This is a genomic window from Desulfogranum marinum, assembly GCF_963675105.2.
Lineage (GTDB): Bacteria > Desulfobacterota > Desulfobulbia > Desulfobulbales > Desulfobulbaceae > Desulfogranum > Desulfogranum marinum.
On the sequence record NZ_CAXXRO010000003.1, the window covers coordinates 1 to 23,083 of the forward strand.

Sequence of the window (23,083 nt, forward strand, 5' to 3'; positions counted from 1 at the left end):
TGAAAGTACCAGCTTTTCCTCCCCCAGTGCTTCGGTATTCCACTGCGCTCCTTCCATATCATCGATTGAAACAAAGGTTGGCTCCCCTCCCATGCTCAGGCGAACATCTCTCTCCTCCAGTTCCTCATCAACTTTATCACCTAACGCAACGATCTCGGACCAGACATTTTCGGGGTAAGGACGGGTTGAACGGGGATCTTCGAGAATGCGTGTTACCGACATGGTATGGCTGAAATTAACCTCGCATTCATCCAGAGCGCCGGTAATAGGAGCAGCACTCTGGGGTTGAGGCGAACAGGCAAGAGGAATATGCCCCTCACCGGCAAAAAGGCCGGAAGTCGGGTCCATCCCCACCCAGCCGGCACCAGGCAGATAGACCTCTGTCCAAGCATGAAGGTCGGTAAAATCCTCTGCCGTACCAGAGGGGCCGTCCAGCGATTTAATATCCTGTTTCAACTGAACCAGATAGCCGGACACGAAACGGGCAGCCAAACCAAAGGAGCGTAAAATATTGACAAGCAACCAGGCAGAGTCCCTACAGGAGCCACTCCTCATGGTAAGGGTTTGTTTACAGCTCTGGACGTTCGGCTCCATCCGAATAAGATAGCTAATATCATTACTCAGCTTCCGGTTCAAATCGACTAAAAAATCAATGGTCCGCCGTGGGGTTGTATCGATTTCTTTCAGGTATTTTTTTAGTATTTTTTTTGCCTTGTCTTTCGCCAGATAGGGGGCCAAGTCATCAGCCAGATCCTTCTCATAGGTAAAAGGAAATTCCTCGGCATCCGGTTCCAAAAAATAGTCAAAAGGGTTGATAACGACCATGTCCGCAACCAAGTCTACCTCAACCTCAAATTCGGTGGTTTTTTCCGGAAAAACAAGCCGACCGAGATAGTTGCTAAAAGTATCCTGTTGCCAGTTGATAAAATGATCCTTAGGCGTCACCTTCAGGGAGTAACTGAGAATGGGTGTTCTACAATGGGGTGCAGGCCGCAGACGTACTATCTGGGGCGCGAGGTTGATGGGTCGATCGTAACGATAAGATGTCTTATGATTTAAGGCTATATGGATACCCACTGATACTCCTCAATGAAGTCAAATAAGAGCCCACTTTCGGGGCTGGGAATGTTTGGCTGGGCAATAACTACTTGCAGCTTTTAAAAATGATAAATCAATGAGCTAGCAGCACCGCGAGCAGTTACGACTGAATAAAAAAAGAGATTTATACCCAGTTATATAACTACTGTTCGCTAGTTGTCGCTGCAGTCACCGGTTTAATATTGAAAAAAGTCGTGCCGATAACTCCGCCGATTTGATTCAGACGGGTCTGCAGGTCGTCCAGGAACTCATGCAGACCTGACTGGATAACCTCATCGATATCCGTATATTCAAGATCAGCCTTAAGACGTCCCAGCAGCCTCTCTACCGGATTTGTCGCTGTACCATTTGGCGATTCAGTTATGCGGTGCAGGCAAATTTGCGCCTTTGCAATACAATGGTAAATAGATCGCGGGAACTGCTTATTAAAAATCAAAAAGTCGGCTACATCGCGAGGCGTTACACGGTGCTTTTCTTTTCTATACATTTCAAAGGCGCTCGCTGAGTTGAGGACAGCTAGCCATTGGATATTATCAATGGGCGTATTCACTAAATCTGCCTGTCGAAGCAACATGAAATATTTTACATCAAGGATTCGCGAGGTCTTGTCAGCCCGTTCCATCATCATTGCAATCCGTGCAAAATTCCACGCCTCACCGTGACTGATGGTACTATCAAGCAGACCGGTGAAAAGATGACTGCGCATCCTGATGATATTATAAAAACGATTTGGATCCTGCAAAGCCATTTTGATCGACTCTTCCTTTATCAGTTCCAAATAAAAATTATTAAGATGTTCCCACATTTCCGAGGAAATCGTTTCCCTGATTGATCGTGCATTCTCCCTGGCCGCAGCAACACAGCTTAAGATAGAATTGGGATATTCCCGGTCAAAGGTAAGAAACCAGATAACCTCCTCGGCATTATAGACCTGCTCTTTTTTTTCATAGAGTTCCTGGTCACCGGTGGTCATAATCAGCGGTGACCACTGCTCACTCTCCTCTGTCGGCATATCAAGCAGGAGATTGAGATTTACATCAATAAAGCGGGCTACATTCTCTGCCCGTTCAATATAACGGCACATCCAGTAAATTGAATTGGCGACACGGCTTAACATATTTCCTCCTCCTATTGTGGACTCGGTAACAGCACCCAAGTGTCCTTGCTGCCGCCGCCCTGAGATGAGTTAACCACTAATGAACCCTTTTTTAGCGCCACTCGGGTAAGCCCTCCTGGTTGAACATAAATATCTTCACCAAAAATAACATAGGGTCGCAAATCAACGTGGCGGCCTTCCAGACGATCACCAACAATAGTTGGAACCCTAGAAAGGGAAATGGTTGGTTGAGCAATGTAATTACGGGGATCTTCCGCTATTTTTTCGGCAAAAATATCCCTCTCTTTTTTCGTTGAATGGGGCCCAACCAACATACCATACCCTCCTGACTCATTGGCAGCTTTAACCACCAGCTCATCCAAATGAGCAAGAACATAGGATCTATCTTTTTCATCCCCGCAGATATAGGTGGGAACATTGGGTAGGATAGCATCCTCTCCTGTATAGTATTTTATAATTTTTGGTACATAAGCATAGACGACCTTATCGTCGGCAACGCCTGTACCCAAAGCATTTGCCAAGGCTATCCGCCCTGCTTTGTATACGTCGACAAGTCCTTTTACCCCGAGCAAAGAATCAGGTCGAAACACTGTGGGGTCGATAAAATCATCGTCTATTCGCCTGTAGAGGACATCAATTCTTTTGAGGCCTTTGGTGGTAAGCATGTGGACATAGCCGTCAGCGACAACCAGATCTTTCCCTTCCACGAGCTCAATCCCCATCTGCTGTGACAAAAAAGAATGTTCAAAGTAGGCGCTGTTGTATTTTCCCGGGGTCAATAAACCGATAGTAGGCGACTGCACATTTCTCGGCACAAGGTGTTCGAGCATATCCAAAAGCTTCACCGGATACTCATCAACCGGGCGAACCTTGGATTGTTCAAAAACGTGTGGAAAGGTTCGTTTCAGTACCTGTCTGTTTTCCAGAACGTAAGATACTCCGGAAGGGCAACGCAAGTTGTCTTCCAGTACATAAAAACATCCATCCCCGCCTCGTATCAGATCCGTACCGGTAATATGGCACCATATTTTTCTAGGCGGACTAAACCCTTCACACTCCTTTCTATAGGTCTTACTACTAAGAATGAGATCCTTAGGAACAACGTTATCTTTTAAAATTTTTTTATCATTGTAGATATCCTGCAAAAACTCGTTAAGGGCGAATATCCGCTGTTTGAGACCAGCTTCAATCTGCTGCCAGTCATTGCTTGGAAGGATACGGGGAATAAGATCGAATGGAAGAATCTTCTCTGTTCCCTCATCGGCACCATAGACATTAAAGGTTATCCCCATTTTTAGAAGCAGGGCTTCGGCCTCTTTTTGCCGGAGGGTTAAATCCCCATTGGGCAAGGACTCGATTTTATCCACCAGAATTTGCACACCCGGCCGGGGGGAACCATTCTCGTCTACCAGTTCGTCAAAAAAATCTTCAGTGTCATAGGTTTGAAATGTTTCCATAAAACCGTTCCTCAGTCATGGGAGACAAATTAAGTTAAAATGATATAATTCTGCACAGGCAGCAAAGAGATGTTCACGCATCCTCTTCTACGAGTTTTATAACATCCACAGTTTTTAAAATGGGATATACAGAGGGGCCGAACTGATTATAGACTGCTACATCAGCAGCATCACGACCGTATCCCAGCACTACATATCCTTTGCCATTTAACTCACTCTGAGAAGGGTCAAAAGTACACCACCGGTCAGCCACATATGCTTCAAACCATGCATGTAAGTCCATCGGTTCCAGACCGTGACAATAACCAACAACCATCCGTGCAGGAATACTCAAACTACGGCACAGGGCAATCCCAAGGTGAGAAAGATCACGACATACGCCCCACTGCCGCTCCTTGACGTCCATTGCCGACACGGGTGCATCACTCCCCTTCAACTCATAACGAATTGCATTGCGTATCCAGGATTCAATTGCTGCAACCTGATCATATCCTATGAACTGCCCTGCTGTTATCTCCACTGCAAGGCTGTTAAAATGTTCTGATTCGCAATAGCGACTCGGAAGAAGGTAACAAAGCACCCCATCGGGAAGATTTTGAATCTCAACAAACGCTCCACCGGGACTTCGTTCTACTCCTCCTGCAATAATCACTTTAGATTGAGTGCAAATACTCAAATATCCGGGTGGGGCGAGCAATCTCTGACAAAGATTTCCGTAGTTATCAGTAAATTCAGAGATACGGATGGAAGGAGTGATTACATATTCTTCACTGACCACCCATTGATACGCACCACTTCGCGGTCTTAGCATCAGTACGAAGGGTGTTGGATAGGAAATTTCAAAAGACAAATCACAGCGTGTTTGTAATTGCATAAAATAACAAAATCTCTTTGTAGATGTTAGCCTGCTCCCCCGCTCCGGAAAAAATGCAAATTTTGCACCACCAAAGATGTTGAACGGATTCACTTTTAGAGTACTTAAAAAATGAGCCTCGACCAACATCAGGTTAAATTTGGCTCAAAGGCACAGGATTCAAACAATAGAGCAGGTTACGCTTTACTCCGTGGCTAAAATTTAATCAAAATGAGGGATGCAAAAAACTCAGCAGCTTGAGAAAGCTTTGCACAAAGTGCTCAGCCTGTAACGAAAGAACCTCACTTTAAAAAAACAGGAAAAACACAAAAATGCAAGCACACCCTAACCAAATCCACATAAATGTAACAAAAGTTACACTGCCCAGTAAACTTCACTTAACACATTGGCCGACACTGGGAAACAACTCACCACAAGTTGATTATCCTAGCAACCCTGCAAATGAAGCAAAAAGTTCAACGGCCAACCAGACAAAGACTCACCTTGCCCACATCTCCAGCGCTCACCATCTGATATTTTTTCCAAAAAAGCTCATCGCTCTCGTATAATTTTTTTGATGAAAATCTTTTAAAAAACTTTGTGCGCTGGGAAGGGCCTCCGTTATACATGGCATAAATGAGACGGGCCATGGTCTCATCGTCCAGTTTTCTATTTGTAACCTCTTTGCGCAGACCATAACGCTTAAGGTAAAGAGCAGCTATTTCACTTCCAGCTGCAGCATTGTAATAAATATCCCACCGGAGACGGTTCAAGTCATACAATCCTCTCCACACCCTTTCGTTCACCTGCATCAAACCAACAGAACTTCGGTTGTAGGATAGGAGGTAAGTCAGCTTACGGTTCTTGACGACAAACTGGCGAAAACAACTTTCCTGCCAAGCCATTGCCTGAATGAGCTTTTGAAACATTGCCTGTTGCTGCTCCGGCACATTTCCTTTTATCAGGGTCGCGGCAGTAGATGCTTTAAGAACATCCCGTACCCTCTGTATGTAATCAGTAACATCTGCTTCCGGCACTTTCCATTGCAGGATTTTACGCATAGACATTTGCTTCGTATTTGTTGCGGCATAGGCAGTAGAAACTGTCAGCGTATTGAACATTCTCTTGAGCACCCCACCGTTATCTTGAAAGGAATCCTCTTCAATCGGAATCTCCTCCTGCTTTTCCAGCGGGTGTATATGAAACAATTCCTGCAGGTTCGCATTGGGCTGACTCCCGTAATAAAAAAAGCTGGGATTCACCTGAAGCATTTCCACAAGCCTTACCAGCCCTGCAGTACTTATCTCCACGCCGAATGTCGGCCCGAGTTTATCCAAAGTCATCAAAGCATCTACAGAGGAAAAGAAGCCGAGATAGCCCAGTATTCCTTTGCTTTCGCCCTGTTGCAGAAAATATTTACGGAAAAGAGGAGCCAGTTGACGCCAAGCCTCGATAAATTGCTTTCTCACTATATCGTGCCGGATTGATTCATCGGATAATTCCGAAACAAAACGGTACCGGCTTTCCAACAAAACACCAACCAAGACCTCTTTTTCATCCTCACTGAGCGACCTTCCCGCTAATCGCGTGATCAGGTGCACCAATAAATCATCCCATTGTTCCCACAGGGCAACGGTCTGTTTCAGCCTTTTTTTATCCGATATTATATTTGATCTACGCTCATGCGGATCATATACACTGGCTACATCAACTAAAACAGGCAGATACAGGGCACTGGGTTCAAGTTCTATTGTCCCGGGTCGCATGGAGGCGAGCATGGCTTTCACTTGCTGCTCTTTATCAGCAGAAAAAAGCGGGGAAACAAAGTCTTTAATATTCTTTACAGGCGGCATCAAATCAATCTTGATGCCGCTGAGGTAGGCCGCAATATACGGCTCTGCAAACTTCCACACCACCCCAGCTACCCTGGTCGGCTTACGATGCACATTCAGCAACTCGGTTCGCACCGTTTCAAAAGACAGTTTCCAGTCCACCGGATTAATAACAGGCCTTTGATACAGGACGACATACCCCTGCAGCTTCACCGGTGAATAACACGCCCCACCCAAAGGCACTCCTGTTTGGGAGAAAACGCTCAACTCGACCCTCAAGGTACCTTCTTGCTCGCTGAGATGGGGGGTTGCCAGCCGTAATTGAATACATCCATCTCCTTCATCAACCAAAGTTGCCGATTCTCCTTCTTCAGTAAAAGAACCGGCGACCAACAACTTTCTCAGCATCAAATAATCTACCGTTATGGGCAAAGACACGGTCTGCATGGTTGCCCATGCTGTTGTTTGAAAAACAATAAAAAGGATGGAGATCGCCAACAATGCCTGTATTTTTTTTATCATGATCATGTAAACGAGGTGGTCAAATAGAAATGGTCATTTCTCTTGAGCTGCTACAGTAATACCTACGACTGAAGAGGAGACACAACGCCTCACAAACAAGAGGAACTTGCGAGAGAACACTGACCCCGCGATCTTATCCATGGTTGACGACGTTGAGCAACACATGTTGCATCAGCAGTCATCAGGAAGAGTACAGAATTTTAGCTGTCCTGTCACGCTCCCAGCACACTGAAAGCTGAGCTGAAACCGACACCTATTCTCAAGGTCGTCGCCAATAAGGTCACCCCCGCTGCACCCGCTTTACCGGGAAGCAGGCCAAGCCTCTGTTTTCCCTTGATTTCGCCTTTTTAAAATGAGTATACTTTTCGCGTAACCTTCCGCACCTCTCCTTAATAATTATTACCGATCAAGGCCAGGTAAGCCCGGAATCCGAGGCTTGTAAAAAATTTTTACCACAGGCATCTATTCGATATTCCATGGATAATTTTATGGCCATAACGCAGTGACTGGAAGAATAACCAATCTTTCAAGGCACCCCTTAAGGAGACTTCCCCCCAAAACTAGGACAAAGCTTAGCTTACCACACAGCGCGCAATGCAAGTTCATGCACGCAACGTTCAATGACCAACAAGGAGGCACCATGTCGAAAACAGTCGAAAATTTGAAAGCAGCATTTGCCGGAGAGTCTCAAGCTAGAAACATGTATACCTTTTTTGCCAAGGTTGCCCGCAAGGAAGGTTACCATTACATAGCTGAACTCTTTGACGAGACCGCTGCCAATGAACAACGTCATGCCAACGATCACTTCAAAATGCTCAACGGCATTGGTACTACCGCCGCCAATCTGGAGGAAGCGATAAACGGCGAAAATTACGAAACCACCGACATGTACCCGACTTTTGCTAAAGAAGCTGAAGAAGAGGGTAACATGGAAGCAGCGATCCTTTTCAAACAAATTGCCAAGATTGAAGCGCACCATCGCGACCGCTATAAGCGCTGCCTGGAGATGGTACAAAACGGCACGGTTTTCAAGCGTGACCAACCGATTAAATGGAAATGCTCAGTATGCGGTTTTACTCACGAGGGAACAGAACCACCACCCAAGTGTCCAGCCTGCAAACACCCCAGAGAATACTACCAGCCTGCAAATATGGATATTTAACTCAATGTGTTAGCTGACAACATCTACACCGTCTGCTCAACAGGCAGTGTAGATGTTCAAAAATCAGGAGGGAGATGATGGCTGTCTATCTTTGTACCGTTTGCGATACCGAATACGACGAAGCACAGGAAAATATAGCGTGGAATGACCTGCCCCCTGATTGGGTTTGCCCGGTCTGCGAGTCCGGTAAAGCCTTCTGGCGAAGGATCGGAGCCGAACCAGACACGTTTGAAGACACCCGGGAAACCACCAAAAAAGATCCGATTGCCTTTGAGCCTTTAAAAACAGAAGATAGCCACGAAACCTATTTAGCCGATATAGTTGCCATGGCCGAATCGGGTCAATCCATTATCGAACCTATGCAGACCAAGGCAACCTTGATCAAGTGGGATGATATTCTTATCCAAGGCGCTCAACTCTCCCGCACCCCGCTCAACCATGATGATCCCGTAGAAACAACCACCACTATCGGCCCCATGGCGACAAAACCGATGGTCATTGCCACTCCCATCATTATCAGCCACATGTCGTTTGGAGCACTTTCAAAAGAAGCAAAAATTGCTCTGGCACGTGGCAGCAGCGCTATGCAGACTGCCATAGGGTCAGGTGAAGGGGGAATCCTGCCTGAATCCTTTGAGAATGCTCATAAGTACATCTTTGAATACGTACCGAATCGATATAGCGTCACAGAAGAAAATCTGCGCTCGGTAGACGCCATTGAGATCAAGTTCGGCCAATCTGCCAAACCAGGCATGGGTGGTCATCTTCCCGCAAACAAAGTTACCAGGGAAATCGCAGATATCAGGGGCTTTGCAGAAGGAGTTGACATCGTCAGCCCTGCCCATTTTGAAGATATTATTACCCGAGAACAACTAAAGGAAAAAGTTACCTGGCTGCGGCAGACTTCAGAAGGCAGACCGATCGGGATTAAAATAGCAGCCGGTCATATTGAAGAGGATCTCGACTTTGCCCTGCATGCGCAGCCTGATTTCATCACCCTGGACGGCAGGTCAGGCGGTACAGGCGCATCACCAAAATATATAAAAAGTTCTGTTGGCGTGCCGACCCCTTTTGCCATCTACCGTGCCAGGAAACATCTTAACGCCAGAAAGGCCTTTCACGTCTCCCTGATCTGCACTGGCGGCTTACGTGTTTCTTCTGACTTTGCCAAAGCCCTTGCCCTGGGAGCCGATGCCGTGGCCATCAGTACCAGTGCTCTGATTGCCATCGGCTGCCGGCAGTACCGAATATGCAATAGTGGCAAGTGTCCAGTCGGGATTGCTACCCATGATCCTGAATTACGGGCACGGTTGGATATTGATCACGCAACCCGCAGACTGCATAATTTTTTAAAAATCTCCACTGCCGAACTGGAAGATTTCACCAGATTAACCGGCAACACCAAGATACATGACCTCAGCATCAAGGACCTGCGGACCACCAATTCTGAAATTTCGGCCCACACAGAGGTACGACATGTCTGAACTTACCAGGTACCTTGAAAAAGGTTTTTTTCTGATCGAGGTCTGGCTAGTAACATTTCCAAAGCGTCTATCATTTTGACATCGTCAGCCAGCCTCATCCAGCACTTCACCGTCGGCTGCCAATAACTGAATAACTCCACCCTTTGTCCCCAGACAATGGGTGGAACAGCTCAGGCAGGGGTCAAATGCCCTGATAACAGCTTGCAGCCTGTTGGTTGCCGAATCAGTCAGTTTGTCGCCATGGACAAAATGCTTTGCCACCTGAAGCAGTCCCCGGTTCATGGCAAGATTGTTATTCCCGGTGGCCACAATCAGGTTCAGCCAGGTCATCAGTCCGTTGCCGTCCACCTTGTAATGATGAAACAATGTTCCCCGTGGTGCCTCCACCACTCCGATTCCTTCCTGGAAATTAGGCTCGGCAATTGCCCGTATATTCTGATCCAGAATATCCTCGTCCCTGAGCAGCCGGTCCAGCATCTCCAACCCGTACAGCATCTCAATCAATCTGGCATGATGGTTAAAAAACGAACTGAGCACCGGGCCTTTGGGGGCAAGGTTTCGAAATTCAGCCCACTCTGCATGAGCCAACGGGGTGGTGATGCCGCTGCAGACATTCAGCCTGGCTGCAGGACCGACCCGGTACATGCCTTCAGGGTAGCCCAATGGCTTATAATAAGGAGACTTAAGATACGAATACGTCTCAACAGCCTCGGCGACATACTCCTGGTATCTGGACGGATCCACCTGGTCGACAACAGTATCCCCGGCTGCATCTATAAATCGCAGCCTGCCATCCACATATTCCAGCATCCCGTTCCGGTCGACAAGCCCGAGAAAATAGGAAGGAAAGTTCGCAAAGGTCCGGATCTCGTCATCAAACTTGGAGGTGGACTGTTTAAAAAAGGCCAATGCGCGCTGTACAATCTCTACACCTTCTGGAAGGATGGCCTGAATATCATCTTTAAATACCGCATTGAAAGGTTTATTGACCCCACCAGGTACTACCCAGGAAGGATGAATCCGCTTGCCGGCCAGCCACTCGACAACCTGCTGGCCGATCTGCCGTAGCCGAATCCCGTCGTTAGCCAAAACAGGGTCTGCTTTTAACACCCCAAATATATTACGTTGTTCCGGCTCAGCATCCATGCCCAGCAACAGGTCCGGTGAAGAGAGATAAAAAAAACTCAGTGCGTGGGATTGGATAAAGGCTCCAAAATTGATCATTTTTCTCAACTTCAGTGCAGCGTCCGGAACCCTCACGCCCATAATCTGATCGCATGCCTTGGAAGAAGCCATGGAGTGGCTGATGGGGCATATTCCGCAGATTCTTTCCACCAGTGAGACCATTTCGGTGAATGGCCTGCCCTCACAAAATTTTTCAAATCCCCTGAGCTGCGTTACATGCAACCTGGCATCTGCAACCTGTCCTTGCTCATCCAGCTGAATGGTTATCTTCCCATGCCCTTCGATGCGACTGATCGGTTCAATAACAACCTGCTGTGCCATGTCCTTCTCCTCTTTCTTTGATCAAGCCCCGAAGCGACTCTTGCCTAGCATATCGGGAACATGCCCCGCCAGTAACTCTGTAACCATATACAATATGGCATCGCTGGGTGGAGGGCATCCCGGTAAAAAAGCATCAACCTTCACATACGAATGGACCGGAGATGCGTGAGGCTCCAGGCGGGGGACGTCCTCGGTCGGCACTCCATTTTCCCCGGTCGCCCCGGCGCAGTACACTCGCTCCAGCACCTCCTCTACGCCAAAGGCGTTACGCATTGCCGAAACATTTCCTGTTACAGCACAGTCGCCAAGGGCTATCAACAGCTTGCTGCGCTCACGCAACAGACGGACCTTGCGGGCATCATCTTCACTACTCACCGCACCTTCGATAAAAGCAACATCAATGTCATCCGGAATTGCAAGCGCATCAACCAGAGGGCTGTAAACAATCTCAATCTGATCAGCTATATCAACCAATCGTTGATCAATATCCAGAAACGACATATGACAGCCTGAGCAGCCGTCAAGCCAGGTTGTTGCAATCCGTACCTTGTTCATTGCAGCCTCTTCCCTTTTCCATTTTCATGATACCGGCTGGAGCCTTGTCTTCCTGGTGTCCACCTTACAAACAATCAGTACAGGGTGGATAAGCGCAGCGCATCCACCTTGTCAGAGCTATAGCACCGCTAAATGGTTACACAGTTACAAACCCTATAATTTTGAATAATAAGTGACCTTATTGATCACTAATAGTGTTTCCTATCCCGCATCTCCTGGAGATAGGGGAGGAACTCCCGGTTCTTGACCATCTCTGCAACAGATTTCCCTTTTTCATAGAGTGCGCCGGTTGGGCAGACCTGCACGCATTTGCCGCAACTGGTACAGGTTGTTGAGCTTCCCCACGGCTGATTCAAATCGGCCACAATCTGCGACGATATCCCCCGCCCCATCACATCCCAGGTGTGGGCCCCTTCTATTTCCGCGCACACCCTGACGCAGCGCAGGCATAGTACACATCGATTGGGATCAAGCACAAAGCGATGATGGGAAGCATCAACAGCCAGGTGCGGATAACGATACGCATAATGAACATGAGTGAGCCCAAGATCGGTTGCCAACTGCTGCAGTTCACAATGCCCATTGGAAACGCAGACCGCACACACATGATTGCGTTCAGAAAAAATGAGCTCCAGTATCTTTTTCCGGGACTCCATCACCTGTTGCGAATGAGTCAGGATCTCCATCCCCTCCAGGGGACAAGTGATGCAGGCCGGGACCAACTTGCCGCTCTGCTTCAATTCAACAACACAGATCCGGCATCCTCCATACGGGGATAACCCATCCAGATGGCAAAGAGTTGGAATCGTAATGTTATAGCGATTTGCTACCGACAAAATGGTTTCGCCTTCCCTGGCACTCACATCTATATCGTTTATCTTAAACGTCAGAACCTGAGCCTGAGGCTCACCTGCCGTTACCTGACGCGGAGGAAGCTTTGCAGAAGGATTCATAAGGCCTCCGTGATTATGACCTTGGCACAGGAATCGGCCACACACCTTTTCTCCTGAATATGGGCCAGGTATTCGTCTTTAAAGTAACGCAGGGTGCTTATGACCGGATTAGCTGCGGTCTGACCGAGTCCACATAACGACGCTTCTTTGACAAGGCCGCACAGTTCCTCAATCATTGCCAAATCCGACATCTCGCCTCTGCCGCGAATAATTTTGACAAGCAACTCATGTATCTGGGCAGTACCGACCCGGCAGGGAACGCATTTGCCGCACGACTCGCTCATGCAAAATTCCATAAAAAATCTGGCCACGTCCACCATGCAGGATTGCTGATCCATAATGATCATCCCGCCTGAACCCATGATAGACCCCACCTTGGCAAGGGAGCCATAGTCCACCCCCATATCCAAAAATTGCTCAGGGATACAGCCACCGGAAGGCCCCCCAGTCTGTACCGCTTTGAAAGTCCCCTCCTGAACGATTCCCCCACCAATATCATACACAATTTCACGCAGCGTTGTTCCCATGTCGACCTCTATCAACCCGGTTTGCCTGACTCTTCCGGCAAGGGCAAAAACTTTTGTGCCCTTGCTTTCCGCAGATCCGATCCGGGAAAACCAGTCACCGCCGTTACGGATAATCGGCGCTATATTGGCAAAGGTTTCCACATTGTTGATCAAGGTTGGGCAGCCCCTTAAACCTGATGCAGCAGGATAAGGAGGACGGGGACGAGGTTTTCCGGGATGTCCTTCAATGGAGGCTATAAGTGCGGTTTCCTCACCACAGACAAAGGCACCTGCACCAAGTCGCACCTGCACATCAAAGCTGAACCCGCTGTTAAAAATATTTTCTCCCAAAAGACCGATCCGCTTTGCCTGGATGATTGCTTTTTTCAACCTTTTCACAGCAAGGGGGTATTCCGCCCGCACGTAAATGTAGCCGTAATTCGCGCCAACAGCATAGGCGCCGATGGCCATCCCTTCCAGGACCCGGTGGGGGTCACTTTCAAGTACGCTCCGATCCATAAACGCTCCAGGATCTCCCTCGTCCGCATTACAGACAACATACTTTGTCCGGTCAGAGGCATTGGCAACGGTGGACCATTTCAAACCGGTAGGATAGCCGCCCCCGCCCCTGCCCCGTAAACCGGCCCTGCTGACTTCCTCTATCACTTCTTCGGGAGTCATAGTCCGCAGCGCCGTATACAGGGGCTCGTATCCCTTAGCAGCAATATATTCTTCGATTCGTTCCGGATCTATTACCCCGCAATTTTCCAAGACCAGCTTATGCTGTTTTGCAAAAAACGGATGATCAGCAGGACAACGCAGCCGTTCCACCGGTTCGGTGTCCAAAGAGTCCAGTAAAGCATCGACATCTGCACCACTACATCCCTGGTAAAATATATTTCCCGGCTGAACAGCAACAAGCGGCCCTTTGGAACAAGGCCCCATGCAGCCCACACCTCTTACTAAAATTCGATCTTCCAGCCCCCGCTGCTTTACCTCCTCTTTTAAGGCGGTTTTTAACTCACCACTTCCGCAGGAGAGGCAGCCGGCGGCCACGCAGATGTTAATCCGGTACTGATAGCTGCTTAGCCTTTGATTTTCCGTTTCGGCAACATGTTTTAGGTCATCAAGTGTCAGCGTCATCGATTCCCCACCTTTTTAGTTGTTGTACAACATCAGAGGGCTGTAGCTTTCCGTTCACTGTTCCATCAAATACCCCGGCAGGAGCAAGGCCGCACGAGCCAAGACAACGTGCAGTCAGGAGCGAAACCTTACCGTCTTTGGTGGTTTCTCCAGGCGCAATACCAGCATATTCATGGATAGCGTCAAGCAGAGAGGATGATCCGCCTATATAGCAGGCGGTCCCTGTGCAGATAACACAGGCGTGTTCTCCGGGTGGTTTTAAAGTGAAAGAGTGATAAAAGGTGGCTACGGCATAGACCTGACTGAGCGGCACGTGCAGCCCATGGGCCACATACTCCATGGCGTCCTGATCGATATAGCCAAAGGTGTTTTGTACTACGTGGAGGGTTTCAATAAGGGCTTCCGGATGATTTCCATGACCCCGCATGGTACGGTCAACAGCACGCCATTGCAAATCTTGGGTGGCGACAGCCTTTTTTTCTACCGATGAAGCCTCCCTAACATCATGTATCATAGCTTCCTCCTTGACAAGCCTGCTCATTATCTATGACCAGATAGCAGGCACATGAAAGCCCGTACAATTTACCCCGAATTTCTCATCAATCAAGATGGTGACACATGAACGGACACCCAGAGAGCATTTTACTCAATCGTATACTTGATTGATTTTAACAGTATGAACATAAAATCATTCATCTCTTCAAATACTGACAAAGTGCCCGCGATAAACCCAGGATAGAGATTATGCTATTATTATACCTCTCATGGTTCCAGATGCCAATAAAAGCCCCCTATTTTCTGTATATTTATAACCAAAGATCAACATGCCGACATCAAGTTAAGCCCCCTCTACTCCATCCGGCCCCGGTTCCGACGAGGCTTTTCCTTCCACTGCTTACTGACCATCTTCGGCCTTAAGCAAACCTCCTCCCTCGCACCCCCTCTCGCTGTAAAATCATTTTATGATCAGCATGCACTCCTCGACTACAGCAAGAAAGAACAGTAGCAAAGGCGCTTTTTTTATATCCAGCACCCCTTCTATCATTGACCACAAGAAACAACCACCCACAGCACACGCGTAAAATAAATCACATTTTTGAATTAATTACTCCGCTCGTGATTTCAAATAGATAACAAATTTGTACGGAATATTTTAAAAAGAAGATGCGAAAACAAGTTGACAGCAAGTAGTATCCAATATATCACATCCATTATATTGCTCTTTAGAGAGCATGCTTTACATATTCAATTGAGCAAAAAAGAGGAGGAGTCGGAATGCCCCTGCCACCGAAGGACAGCAGGATCAACCGTCATTCGATGCGAGATGAGGTCTACCAAACCTTATTGAACTGGATAACTGAAGGAGTTCTGAGCCCCTGTGAAAAAATTGTAGACAAAGAGCTTGCCTCACACCTCGGCGTCAGCCGAACTCCCGTCAGAGAAGCTCTTCGCCGTCTCGAAGATAAAGCGCTTGTCGAATCCTCTGCCAATCGCTGGACACGTGTCGCAGAAATTCCACCTGGAGAGGCGGAAATGATTTACCCCATCATCTGGACGCTTGAAAAACTAGCGTTGTCCGTAGCAGTGGGGAATATGCGTGACGAAGATTACCAAAAAATGAGGCGTGCCAATCAAGTCCTCAAGAAAGCTATAGAGAAGAACGATCCCATTGCCGCATCCAAGGCAGATGCAGATTTTCATGATGTCATCATAGAACGTTCATTAAACCCGCACCTCATCATGATTCTACAAGATCTGAAGATACGATACCGGCGCCTGGAGGTCGTTTTCTTTAAAGGTGCCCACTACGCTCAATCGTCTATTGAAGAACATGAAAGTCTCATAACATCTCTCCAAAACGGCGACCTTCAGCAGGCTGAACAGATTATTCACCTGAACTGGGAAAAAAGTTTAGAGCGACAGCAGAGCATGGAATCGAAAGAAACGGAAAAGAAAGATGCAAATTAATTTTGAACAAGTTCTGGAGCTGGCTCATGGCTACAAGGCAGCTATGTCAAATTTTCTTCGCGACATGGTTGCGATTCCAAGTGAAAGCCGCAACGAGAAAGCCATCCTTGATCGCATTAGGTTGGAAATGGAGATTGTCGGCTTCGACAAAATAGAAATTGACCCCATGGGCAATATCCTTGGATATATCGGAACAGGCAAACATCTTATTGCCATGGATGCTCACGTTGATACCGTCGGTCCCGGCAATACTGCTAATTGGACCCATGATCCCTACCAGGGATACGCAGACGACACAAACATCTTCGGGCTTGGTACAAGCGACCAGGCCGGCGGCATGGCTGCAATGGTCTATGCGGGAAAGATCATCAAAGAGATGGGCCTTCTGTCTGACTATACTCTACTGGTGACAGGAACGGTCCAGGAGGAAGTCTGTGATGGGCTCTGTTGGCAATATATCATTGAAGAAGACGGAATCCGGCCTGAATTTGTTGTCTGCACCGAACCCTCATCAGGCAAGATTAGAAGAGGGCAAAAAGGACGGATGGAAATACGGATTCAAGTGGATGGCAAAAGCGCTCATGCGGCTGCACCGGAATTGGGAGATAACGCCATTTTTAAAATGGGGCGCGTCCTTGCCGATCTTGAGCAGTTGGCAAGCACGCTCAAGCATGACCCTTTTTTAGGGAAAGGTACCCTCACTGTGTCCGAAATCTTCTTCACCTCCCCTTCCCGATGCGCGGTGGCTGACTCCTGCTGGATATCGGTTGACAGACGGCTGACCACCGGCGAAACAGTTGCAAGTGCCATCAGTGAAATTAACAACCTCCCCTCTGTCCTGGAAACATCAGCCACTGTAGATCTTTACCGTTACGACAAGCCCTCGTATACCGGACTTGTCTATCCAACAGAATGTTATTTTCCCTCCTGGTCTCTCGAAGAAGACCATCGGGTATGTAAAACCCTTGCTGATGCTTACTCCCGGCTGTTTAAAAAAAATGCCGAGATTGACAACTGGGCCTTTTCCACGAACGGGGTCGCCATCATGGGCCGCCACAACATCCCGTGCATCGGCTTTGGCCCGGGGGAAATCGACCAGGCACATACTCCAGACGAAAAAGTAAGCAAACAGGACCTGGTGGACGCTGCCGCATTGTACGCAGTACTCCCTACGCTCTATGTAGATAGCCTGAAAGCATAATACTGGAAGCAGGAAAGATCTCGCCCAACACGCAACACTATCAAAAAGGAAAAAGAATGATTGATTTAAACATATCCCCCGAGGCATTAGAGAAGAATGTCGAATTCTGTAAGGAAAAGCAGATCGCCCTTCCAACTTTCGCCATGATGAAAGACCCCAATACCGTTCCTGAGAGCATCAAAAAACAGTTACAAGAGACTGGGCTGTGGGATGTCCATTCCGCAAACCTTTTCAGAATTACCTGGAAAAATGAACAAAAGGACTCCGGCGGACTGTTTGGCGACGTCAACCATATTGTCCTTCCACCCGAGCTAACAGGGTGCCGGGCCAACATCATTATGCTTTCCGGACGCTGGTTCCCTACCGGGGCACACAAGGTCGGAGCTACCTACGGATGCCTGGCCCCTGCCTTGGTCACCGGACAGTTCGACCCTCAGTTGACCAAGGCAGTTTGGCCGTCCACCGGAAATTATTGTCGCGGCGGAGCTTACATATCGGCCCTCTTGGCCTGTAATGCCATCGCCATCTTGCCCGAGGAAATGTCACAAGAACGATTTGAGTGGCTCAACAAGATCGCCGGCCAGGTGATCGCTACCCCCGGGTGCGAGTCCAACGTAAAAGAAATTTTTGATAAATGCTGGGAACTGAGAAGTTCCGGCGAGGACCTGAGGATTTTCAATCAGTTTGATGAACTGGGTAATCCTCTTTGGCATTATACGGTCACCGGAGCTGCAATAGAAGAAATTATCCACTCATACCTCACCGGCAAAAAAAGGTTCGCCGGTTATATATCCTCCTCCGGATCCGGCGGTACTCTGGCGGCGGGCTACTATCTGAAAAAACAGTTTCCCGGCTCCAAAGTAGCAGCAGCCGAAGCCCTGCAATGCCCAACATTACTACAGAATGGTTTCGGCGGTCACCGTATAGAGGGGATAGGCGACAAGCATATACCATGGGTTCATGACTGCAAGGATACTGATTTTACGATTGCAGTAGACGACGAGGTGCCGATCAGACTGATTCGGTTATTCAACGAAGACATCGGCAAACAAGCCCTGGCGGAAAAGGGGGTTTCCCCTGACCTGATCGACAGACTCGATCTCCTCGGCATTTCCGGTATCGGCAATATGATAGCGGCGGTTAAATTTGCCAAATACAACGAGTTAACAGAAAACGACTATGTGGTAAGCATCGCAACGGATTCCATGCAGCTGTATGAATCCAGGTTGTCGGAGCTATCCCAGGAGCGCGGCGCGTACACTGCAAACCTTGCACAACAGGATATCCAAATGATGGATTCCGTGGCTATAGATCACATGAAAGAATTGTCCTACTACGACAAGAAAACCATTCACAACCTGAAATACTACACCTGGGTCGAGCAGCAGGGAAAAGATGTCGAAGAGCTCAATGCTCAGTGGTACGACCATGACAGCTATTGGCAAAACACCTTTAATCAGGTGGAGGAAATCGACAAACTGATCACTGAGTTCAATAAACGAGTCGGTATTATCGGCGATTAGGCGAACACTCGACTGGTATTGCCGATATCAGTCGGGGTTTCGTCAGTAATAGATAAGATCACGATTTACAATCATTTTACCAAGGAGAGAATCACGATGAAAAAATTCATGACAGTCGCCGTCGCACTATGTGTACTGCTTCTGGCCACAAGTCCGCAAGCAAACGAATACACAGGCCCCCCAATGAAGTCAAAACTAGCCACCGAAGATCTTGAAGGAGATTTCATGACCGTATGGTCGCAGAAATTTTCTGAAGAAATGAAGCAGTGGTCAGGCGGAAAAATTGACATTTCTGTTTTCCCTTACGGTTCACTGGGAGACACCAGAGACATTAATGAACTGTGCCAGTTCGGTGTGATTGATTATGTCGTAACCGATTATGCCTGGATAAGCTCTTTTGTACCCGAGGCGCAAGTCTTGGCCCTGCACTATATCTGGCCGAAAGAGAGGGCCCCCGAGGTTCTTGCCTGGGTTGTGAAAAACGGCAAATTCATGGCCGCACTCGAAAATGCTTTCCGCAGAAATGATCTGGTACCCCTGGGTATCATCTGGGAAGACTGGATGTGGATCACCTCAAAAACAGCCATAAACAAGCGAGCTGACCTGAAAGGAATGAAACTTCGCCTCATGTCATCCAAGGTCCTGGTCGACCAATGGAAAGCGTATGGAGCAAGTCCTACACCCATGAGCTTTGGGGAAGTGTACGGCGGACTGCAGATGGGATTGATTGATGCCCAGATGAATCCGATTTTTGCAGATTACAGTATGAAATTTTTCGAGGTCACCGATTTTTTCACCCTGACCTACGCTGAAGCATACCTTGGTATCCCTACCATGAATAAGGCAAAATTTGACGCACTGCCTAAAAACGCACAGGACAAAATGCGTGCATTCTGGGCAGAGGCGACCATCTCTTCCGCCAAGTGGATTGAAGAGCGAAACAGTGCCGATATGGAAAAAATCAAAAAAGAACGGCCAAGCATCGAATTCACACAGTTGGACGATGAAAAAATTGCTGAATTCTCATCTATTGCAAAAGCCAATTACGAGAAATTTGACGCCATCGGCGGGCCTGATGCCAAACTGGTACGCGAGACCTTGCTAAGCGACATTGCCAATGCAAAAAAAGCATTGGGAATGGAATAGTACAGTTCTTCCGGCGCGCGTCAGCCGTCTTTAGCGACAAGACGCGTGCCGGATCGCTGAAACCCTCCAAAACCATGGCTGCACTATGAAACCAGGTATCCTCCACCCTATAAAAAGCTTCTTTTACAAAACATCGAAGATCACAGCCACAGTGATCAATGCCACCGAAGTATGCTGCCTGATTTTCTGCGTGGGAGCATTGTCCATTCTGCTGATTGCCAATGTTATAGCAAGGGAATTTTTTACGAGTATCTACTTTGCCGAAGAACTCTCGGAGTTTCTGGTTATTTTCATCACTTTTATCGGGGTCAGTTACGGAGTCAGACGAGCCCGACATATACGGATGGGTGCATTACTGGAACTACTGCCGTCCTCAATTGAAAAAGTTTGTATCATTATCATATCTATCATCAGCGCTGGTGTTATGTTTTTCATGGCCGACGCTTCGTATGACTACCTGATGCACAGCCTGAAAAAGGCGCACCAGACACCGGCACTGAAACTGCCCTACTGGATATTTTATGTGATCATGCCCTTGGGATTTTTCATGGCCGGGATCCAGTACATTCTGACCATCATTAAAAATCTCACGGTAAAAGAAGTCTGGATGTCGCCGGAACAGCAAAGTGAATACGAAGATGAGCTTTAGAGAGGTGCCCACAAAATGATGTTGTTTGCAATCAGCATGGCCACCATGCTGCTATTTGGTTTTCCATTTATGGTGGTTCTCTTAGGGTCTCTGATCTTATATATAGCCGTCTACATGCCCGGGTTCAACTTTCTGGTACTGGTCCAGCAAGTACTCACCGGCATCACGCCACCGGCACTCGTCTGCGTCCCTATGTTTATCCTGGCCGCCAATATCATCACTTCAGGAAAATCGGCGCAAAAACTTATAGACATGGTACGCTCTTTTGTTGGTCATATTCCCGGAGGGCTGCCGATTACCGCCAATGCCTGTTGCACTATTTTCGGTGGAGTTTCCGGATCCACCCAGGCAACGGTGGCCGCAATCGGCGGCACCATGCGTCCAATGCTGCTTGAGGCAGGCTATCCCAGCTCTTTTACATTAGGCCTTATCATCAATGCATCGGATATTGCCTACCTGATTCCACCGAGTATCGGCTTTATCGTCTACGGGGTGGCGACCAGTACCTCCATCGGTAAACTTTTTCTGGCCGGCATTCTCCCCGGCATCCTTGTCTTTGTACTTTTTTCTATCTATTCATATTTTTATTCCAGAATAAAAGGCATCGGTCAATACCCAAAAGCCGGCACCAGAGAACGGATACGCGCCGTCTGGCAGGGCCTGCCTGTCATGGGCTTTCCTTTGGTTATTATCGGGGGGATCTATTCAGGAATATTCAGCCCCACCGAAGCTGCAGCAGCTTCAGTCATCTATGCGCTTATCCTGGAAACCATTCTCTACCGAAGCCTGACCCTTAAAAAAATTGGCGACGCTTTTCTTCAAACCGGCGTGATCACCGGTGTGGTCTTTATTTTGGTAGGCGCCGGCCAGGCTTTGTCCTGGATGCTGAGCTTTCTTCAAATTCCGCAGGAACTCATGCCCTTGGTATTGGGAGCCGACCCCTCTGCTTTGCGAGTTATTTTTGCCGTGATCGTAGCCTACTTTGTAGCGTGCATGTTTGTGGACCCCATTGTAGCCATTTACGTACTCAGCCCCATATTCAAGCCCTACGTCGTTGCAGCGGGAATTGATCCTGTGCTCCTCGGTACCCTGGTCTGCCTCCAGACAGCCATAGGCTCGGCAACCCCGCCTTTTGGCTGTGATATTTTCACCGCCCAGTTAATTTTCCGGCGACCATATTTTGAGGTAATACGTCACACCCCGCCTTTCATCATCATTTTATTAATCGTTACCATACTGCTGGTAATGTTTCCTTCAATAGCGCTGTTTTTACCCAACAATGCATTGGTATAATGCATCTTAAGAAACTTTAAGAAAAGGAGTCACATGATGTTTCGTCTCAAGCCAAAACTGGTTGTTCTCTTTTCGCTGGCCCTATGCCTGCTCTTCACCTCTTCTGCTTTCGGTAAAAGTGTCATTAAAGTGGCCTTTATCGGCAGCGACGATCCATATGTCAGCGTTGACGGTGCAACAGCCGTTGTATTCAAAAACCTGGTTGAAACAGGAACAAACGGCGAAATTGAAGTCCAGCTGTATCCTGGAGGAGTCCTTGGCCAGGAAAGAGAAATGATGGAGATGCTGAAAGCCGGAATGATTCAGGTTCACCTGGCTACAGCCGGTTCCATGGGAGCATTCTTCCCTCTTTACGGCGTATTTGACATCCCCTATCTGATCCCCAGTTATTCCGTTGCCTACGATGTATGGGACGGATGGTTCGGCAACAAAGTGGATCAGCTGATTTTTGCAAAAACAGGACTTCGCAGCCTGGGTTTCTTTGCCCAAAGCGGCTTTTACCACATCACCAACAATAAAAAAGTCATTAAAAATGTTGATGATGTCAAAGGGTTGAAGTTCAGGACCATGACCCTTCCCAGCCATATCAAGGTTTTTGAAGCAATGGGGGCATCGGCTATTCCTATCTCCTGGGCTGAATTGTACACCTCTCTCCAAACCGGTGTCATCGACGGCCAGCACAACCCTGTTGGCTACATTGTCCAGGGCAAACTACAAGAAGTACAGAAACATATGACCCTGACCGGTCACATGTACGCTGTGGGCTTTTTCCTGGTGAACGATCAGTGGTTCCAGTCCCTGACTTTGGATCAGAAAAATGTAGTCCTTGATGCTGCACGAGTTGCCAAGACCGCTGCACGCGGTATGAACTCCCTGGTTAATGCGGACATTGAAAAGGGGCTCCCCTTTCTCAAGAAATACATGGAAATTTACAAACCGAGCCCTGCTGAGCTCAAAGGATTTCAGGATGCCACCATTCCACCCATGCGGAAATACATCTCCGAAACCCTGGGACAGGAAGGCACTGACCTGTTGAACGACTATATCAAGGCCGTCAAGGAATCACAACAAAAGCTCAACTTTCACCAATAAACTGATCGGGGAAACATCCCGGG

The 23,083-nt window shown here is 48.0% G+C and carries 19 protein-coding genes; 9 read left to right on the plus strand and 10 right to left on the minus strand.

Annotation, left to right across the window (positions count from 1 at the left end; all coding sequences use genetic code 11):
- The 5 genes from ACHZCY_RS07000 to ACHZCY_RS07020 form a co-directional block, all read right to left on the minus strand.
- Positions 1 to 1,077: transglutaminase family protein (locus ACHZCY_RS07000; protein ID WP_319548327.1), on the minus strand; the 1,077-nt coding region annotated here is incomplete at its 3' end.
- 163 nt (positions 1,078 to 1,240) lie between these two features.
- The gene (locus ACHZCY_RS07005; protein WP_205224452.1) at positions 1,241 to 2,215 is read right to left on the minus strand and encodes an alpha-E domain-containing protein; all 975 of its coding nucleotides are present in this window, start codon (positions 2,213 to 2,215) and stop codon (positions 1,241 to 1,243) included.
- Between the two features lie 11 nt (positions 2,216 to 2,226).
- Positions 2,227 to 3,672 (minus strand): circularly permuted type 2 ATP-grasp protein, encoded by a 1,446-nt coding sequence (locus ACHZCY_RS07010; RefSeq protein WP_319548328.1) that lies wholly within the window; start codon positions 3,670 to 3,672, stop codon positions 2,227 to 2,229.
- A gap of 73 nt (positions 3,673 to 3,745) precedes the next feature.
- The gene (locus ACHZCY_RS07015) at positions 3,746 to 4,546 is read right to left on the minus strand and encodes a transglutaminase family protein (protein ID WP_319548329.1); all 801 of its coding nucleotides are present in this window, start codon (positions 4,544 to 4,546) and stop codon (positions 3,746 to 3,748) included.
- A 455-nt stretch (positions 4,547 to 5,001) separates the two neighbouring features.
- Positions 5,002 to 6,879, minus strand: a complete 1,878-nt coding sequence (locus ACHZCY_RS07020; RefSeq protein WP_319548330.1) for a lytic transglycosylase domain-containing protein — start codon at positions 6,877 to 6,879, stop codon at positions 5,002 to 5,004.
- A gap of 640 nt (positions 6,880 to 7,519) precedes the next feature.
- On the opposite strand from ACHZCY_RS07020, the gene rbr reads away from it, so the two are divergent.
- Both rbr and ACHZCY_RS07030 read left to right on the plus strand, forming a co-directional pair.
- Entirely contained in the window at positions 7,520 to 8,041 is a 522-nt protein-coding gene (gene rbr / locus ACHZCY_RS07025) for a rubrerythrin (protein WP_205224456.1), read from the plus strand.
- Positions 8,042 to 8,118: 77 nt separating this feature from the next.
- The gene (locus ACHZCY_RS07030) at positions 8,119 to 9,525 is read left to right on the plus strand and encodes a glutamate synthase-related protein (protein WP_394713382.1); all 1,407 of its coding nucleotides are present in this window, start codon (positions 8,119 to 8,121) and stop codon (positions 9,523 to 9,525) included.
- A gap of 84 nt (positions 9,526 to 9,609) precedes the next feature.
- On the opposite strand, the gene ACHZCY_RS07035 is transcribed toward ACHZCY_RS07030, so the two are convergent.
- From ACHZCY_RS07035 to hoxE, 5 genes are all read right to left on the minus strand, one after another.
- Positions 9,610 to 11,031 carry a Ni/Fe hydrogenase subunit alpha gene (locus ACHZCY_RS07035; RefSeq protein WP_319548332.1) on the minus strand — a complete coding sequence of 474 codons (1,422 nt, stop codon included), beginning with the start codon at positions 11,029 to 11,031 and terminating at the stop codon, positions 9,610 to 9,612.
- 21 nt (positions 11,032 to 11,052) lie between these two features.
- Positions 11,053 to 11,586, minus strand: coding sequence for an NADH-quinone oxidoreductase subunit B family protein (locus ACHZCY_RS07040; protein WP_319548333.1), 534 nt, complete (start codon positions 11,584 to 11,586; stop codon positions 11,053 to 11,055).
- Between the two features lie 188 nt (positions 11,587 to 11,774).
- Entirely contained in the window at positions 11,775 to 12,539 is a 765-nt protein-coding gene (gene hoxU, locus ACHZCY_RS07045; RefSeq protein WP_319548334.1) for a bidirectional hydrogenase complex protein HoxU, read from the minus strand.
- Positions 12,536 to 14,188, minus strand: a complete 1,653-nt coding sequence (locus tag ACHZCY_RS07050) for a NuoF family protein (RefSeq protein WP_319548335.1) — start codon at positions 14,186 to 14,188, stop codon at positions 12,536 to 12,538. The genes hoxU and ACHZCY_RS07050 overlap by 4 nt, the downstream gene beginning before the upstream one ends.
- A complete protein-coding gene (gene hoxE / locus ACHZCY_RS07055; RefSeq protein ID WP_319548336.1) occupies positions 14,172 to 14,702 on the minus strand; it encodes a bidirectional hydrogenase complex protein HoxE in 531 nt (176 codons plus the stop codon). The genes ACHZCY_RS07050 and hoxE overlap by 17 nt, the downstream gene beginning before the upstream one ends.
- 761 nt (positions 14,703 to 15,463) lie before the next feature.
- Here hoxE and ACHZCY_RS07060 point away from each other — a divergent pair.
- The 7 genes from ACHZCY_RS07060 to ACHZCY_RS07090 all read left to right on the plus strand — a co-directional run bounded on the left by ACHZCY_RS07060 (position 15,464) and on the right by ACHZCY_RS07090 (position 23,060).
- Positions 15,464 to 16,156, plus strand: coding sequence for a GntR family transcriptional regulator (locus tag ACHZCY_RS07060; RefSeq protein WP_319548337.1), 693 nt, complete (start codon positions 15,464 to 15,466; stop codon positions 16,154 to 16,156).
- Positions 16,146 to 17,357 carry a YgeY family selenium metabolism-linked hydrolase gene (locus tag ACHZCY_RS07065; RefSeq protein ID WP_319548338.1) on the plus strand — a complete coding sequence of 404 codons (1,212 nt, stop codon included), beginning with the start codon at positions 16,146 to 16,148 and terminating at the stop codon, positions 17,355 to 17,357. Before ACHZCY_RS07060 ends, ACHZCY_RS07065 begins: the two co-directional genes overlap by 11 nt.
- Before the next feature lie 56 nt (positions 17,358 to 17,413).
- Positions 17,414 to 18,880, plus strand: a complete 1,467-nt coding sequence (locus ACHZCY_RS07070) for a pyridoxal-phosphate dependent enzyme (protein ID WP_319548339.1) — start codon at positions 17,414 to 17,416, stop codon at positions 18,878 to 18,880.
- A 96-nt stretch (positions 18,881 to 18,976) separates the two neighbouring features.
- Complete coding sequence (gene dctP, locus ACHZCY_RS07075) at positions 18,977 to 20,026, plus strand: TRAP transporter substrate-binding protein DctP (protein WP_319548340.1); 1,050 nt, start codon at positions 18,977 to 18,979, stop codon at positions 20,024 to 20,026.
- 85 nt (positions 20,027 to 20,111) lie between these two features.
- A complete protein-coding gene (locus tag ACHZCY_RS07080) occupies positions 20,112 to 20,675 on the plus strand; it encodes a TRAP transporter small permease (RefSeq protein ID WP_319548341.1) in 564 nt (187 codons plus the stop codon).
- A gap of 15 nt (positions 20,676 to 20,690) precedes the next feature.
- Positions 20,691 to 21,968, plus strand: coding sequence for a TRAP transporter large permease (locus ACHZCY_RS07085; protein ID WP_319548342.1), 1,278 nt, complete (start codon positions 20,691 to 20,693; stop codon positions 21,966 to 21,968).
- 33 nt (positions 21,969 to 22,001) lie between these two features.
- Positions 22,002 to 23,060, plus strand: a complete 1,059-nt coding sequence (locus tag ACHZCY_RS07090) for a DctP family TRAP transporter solute-binding subunit (RefSeq protein WP_319548343.1) — start codon at positions 22,002 to 22,004, stop codon at positions 23,058 to 23,060.
- Positions 23,061 to 23,083: the final 23 nt, after the last annotated feature.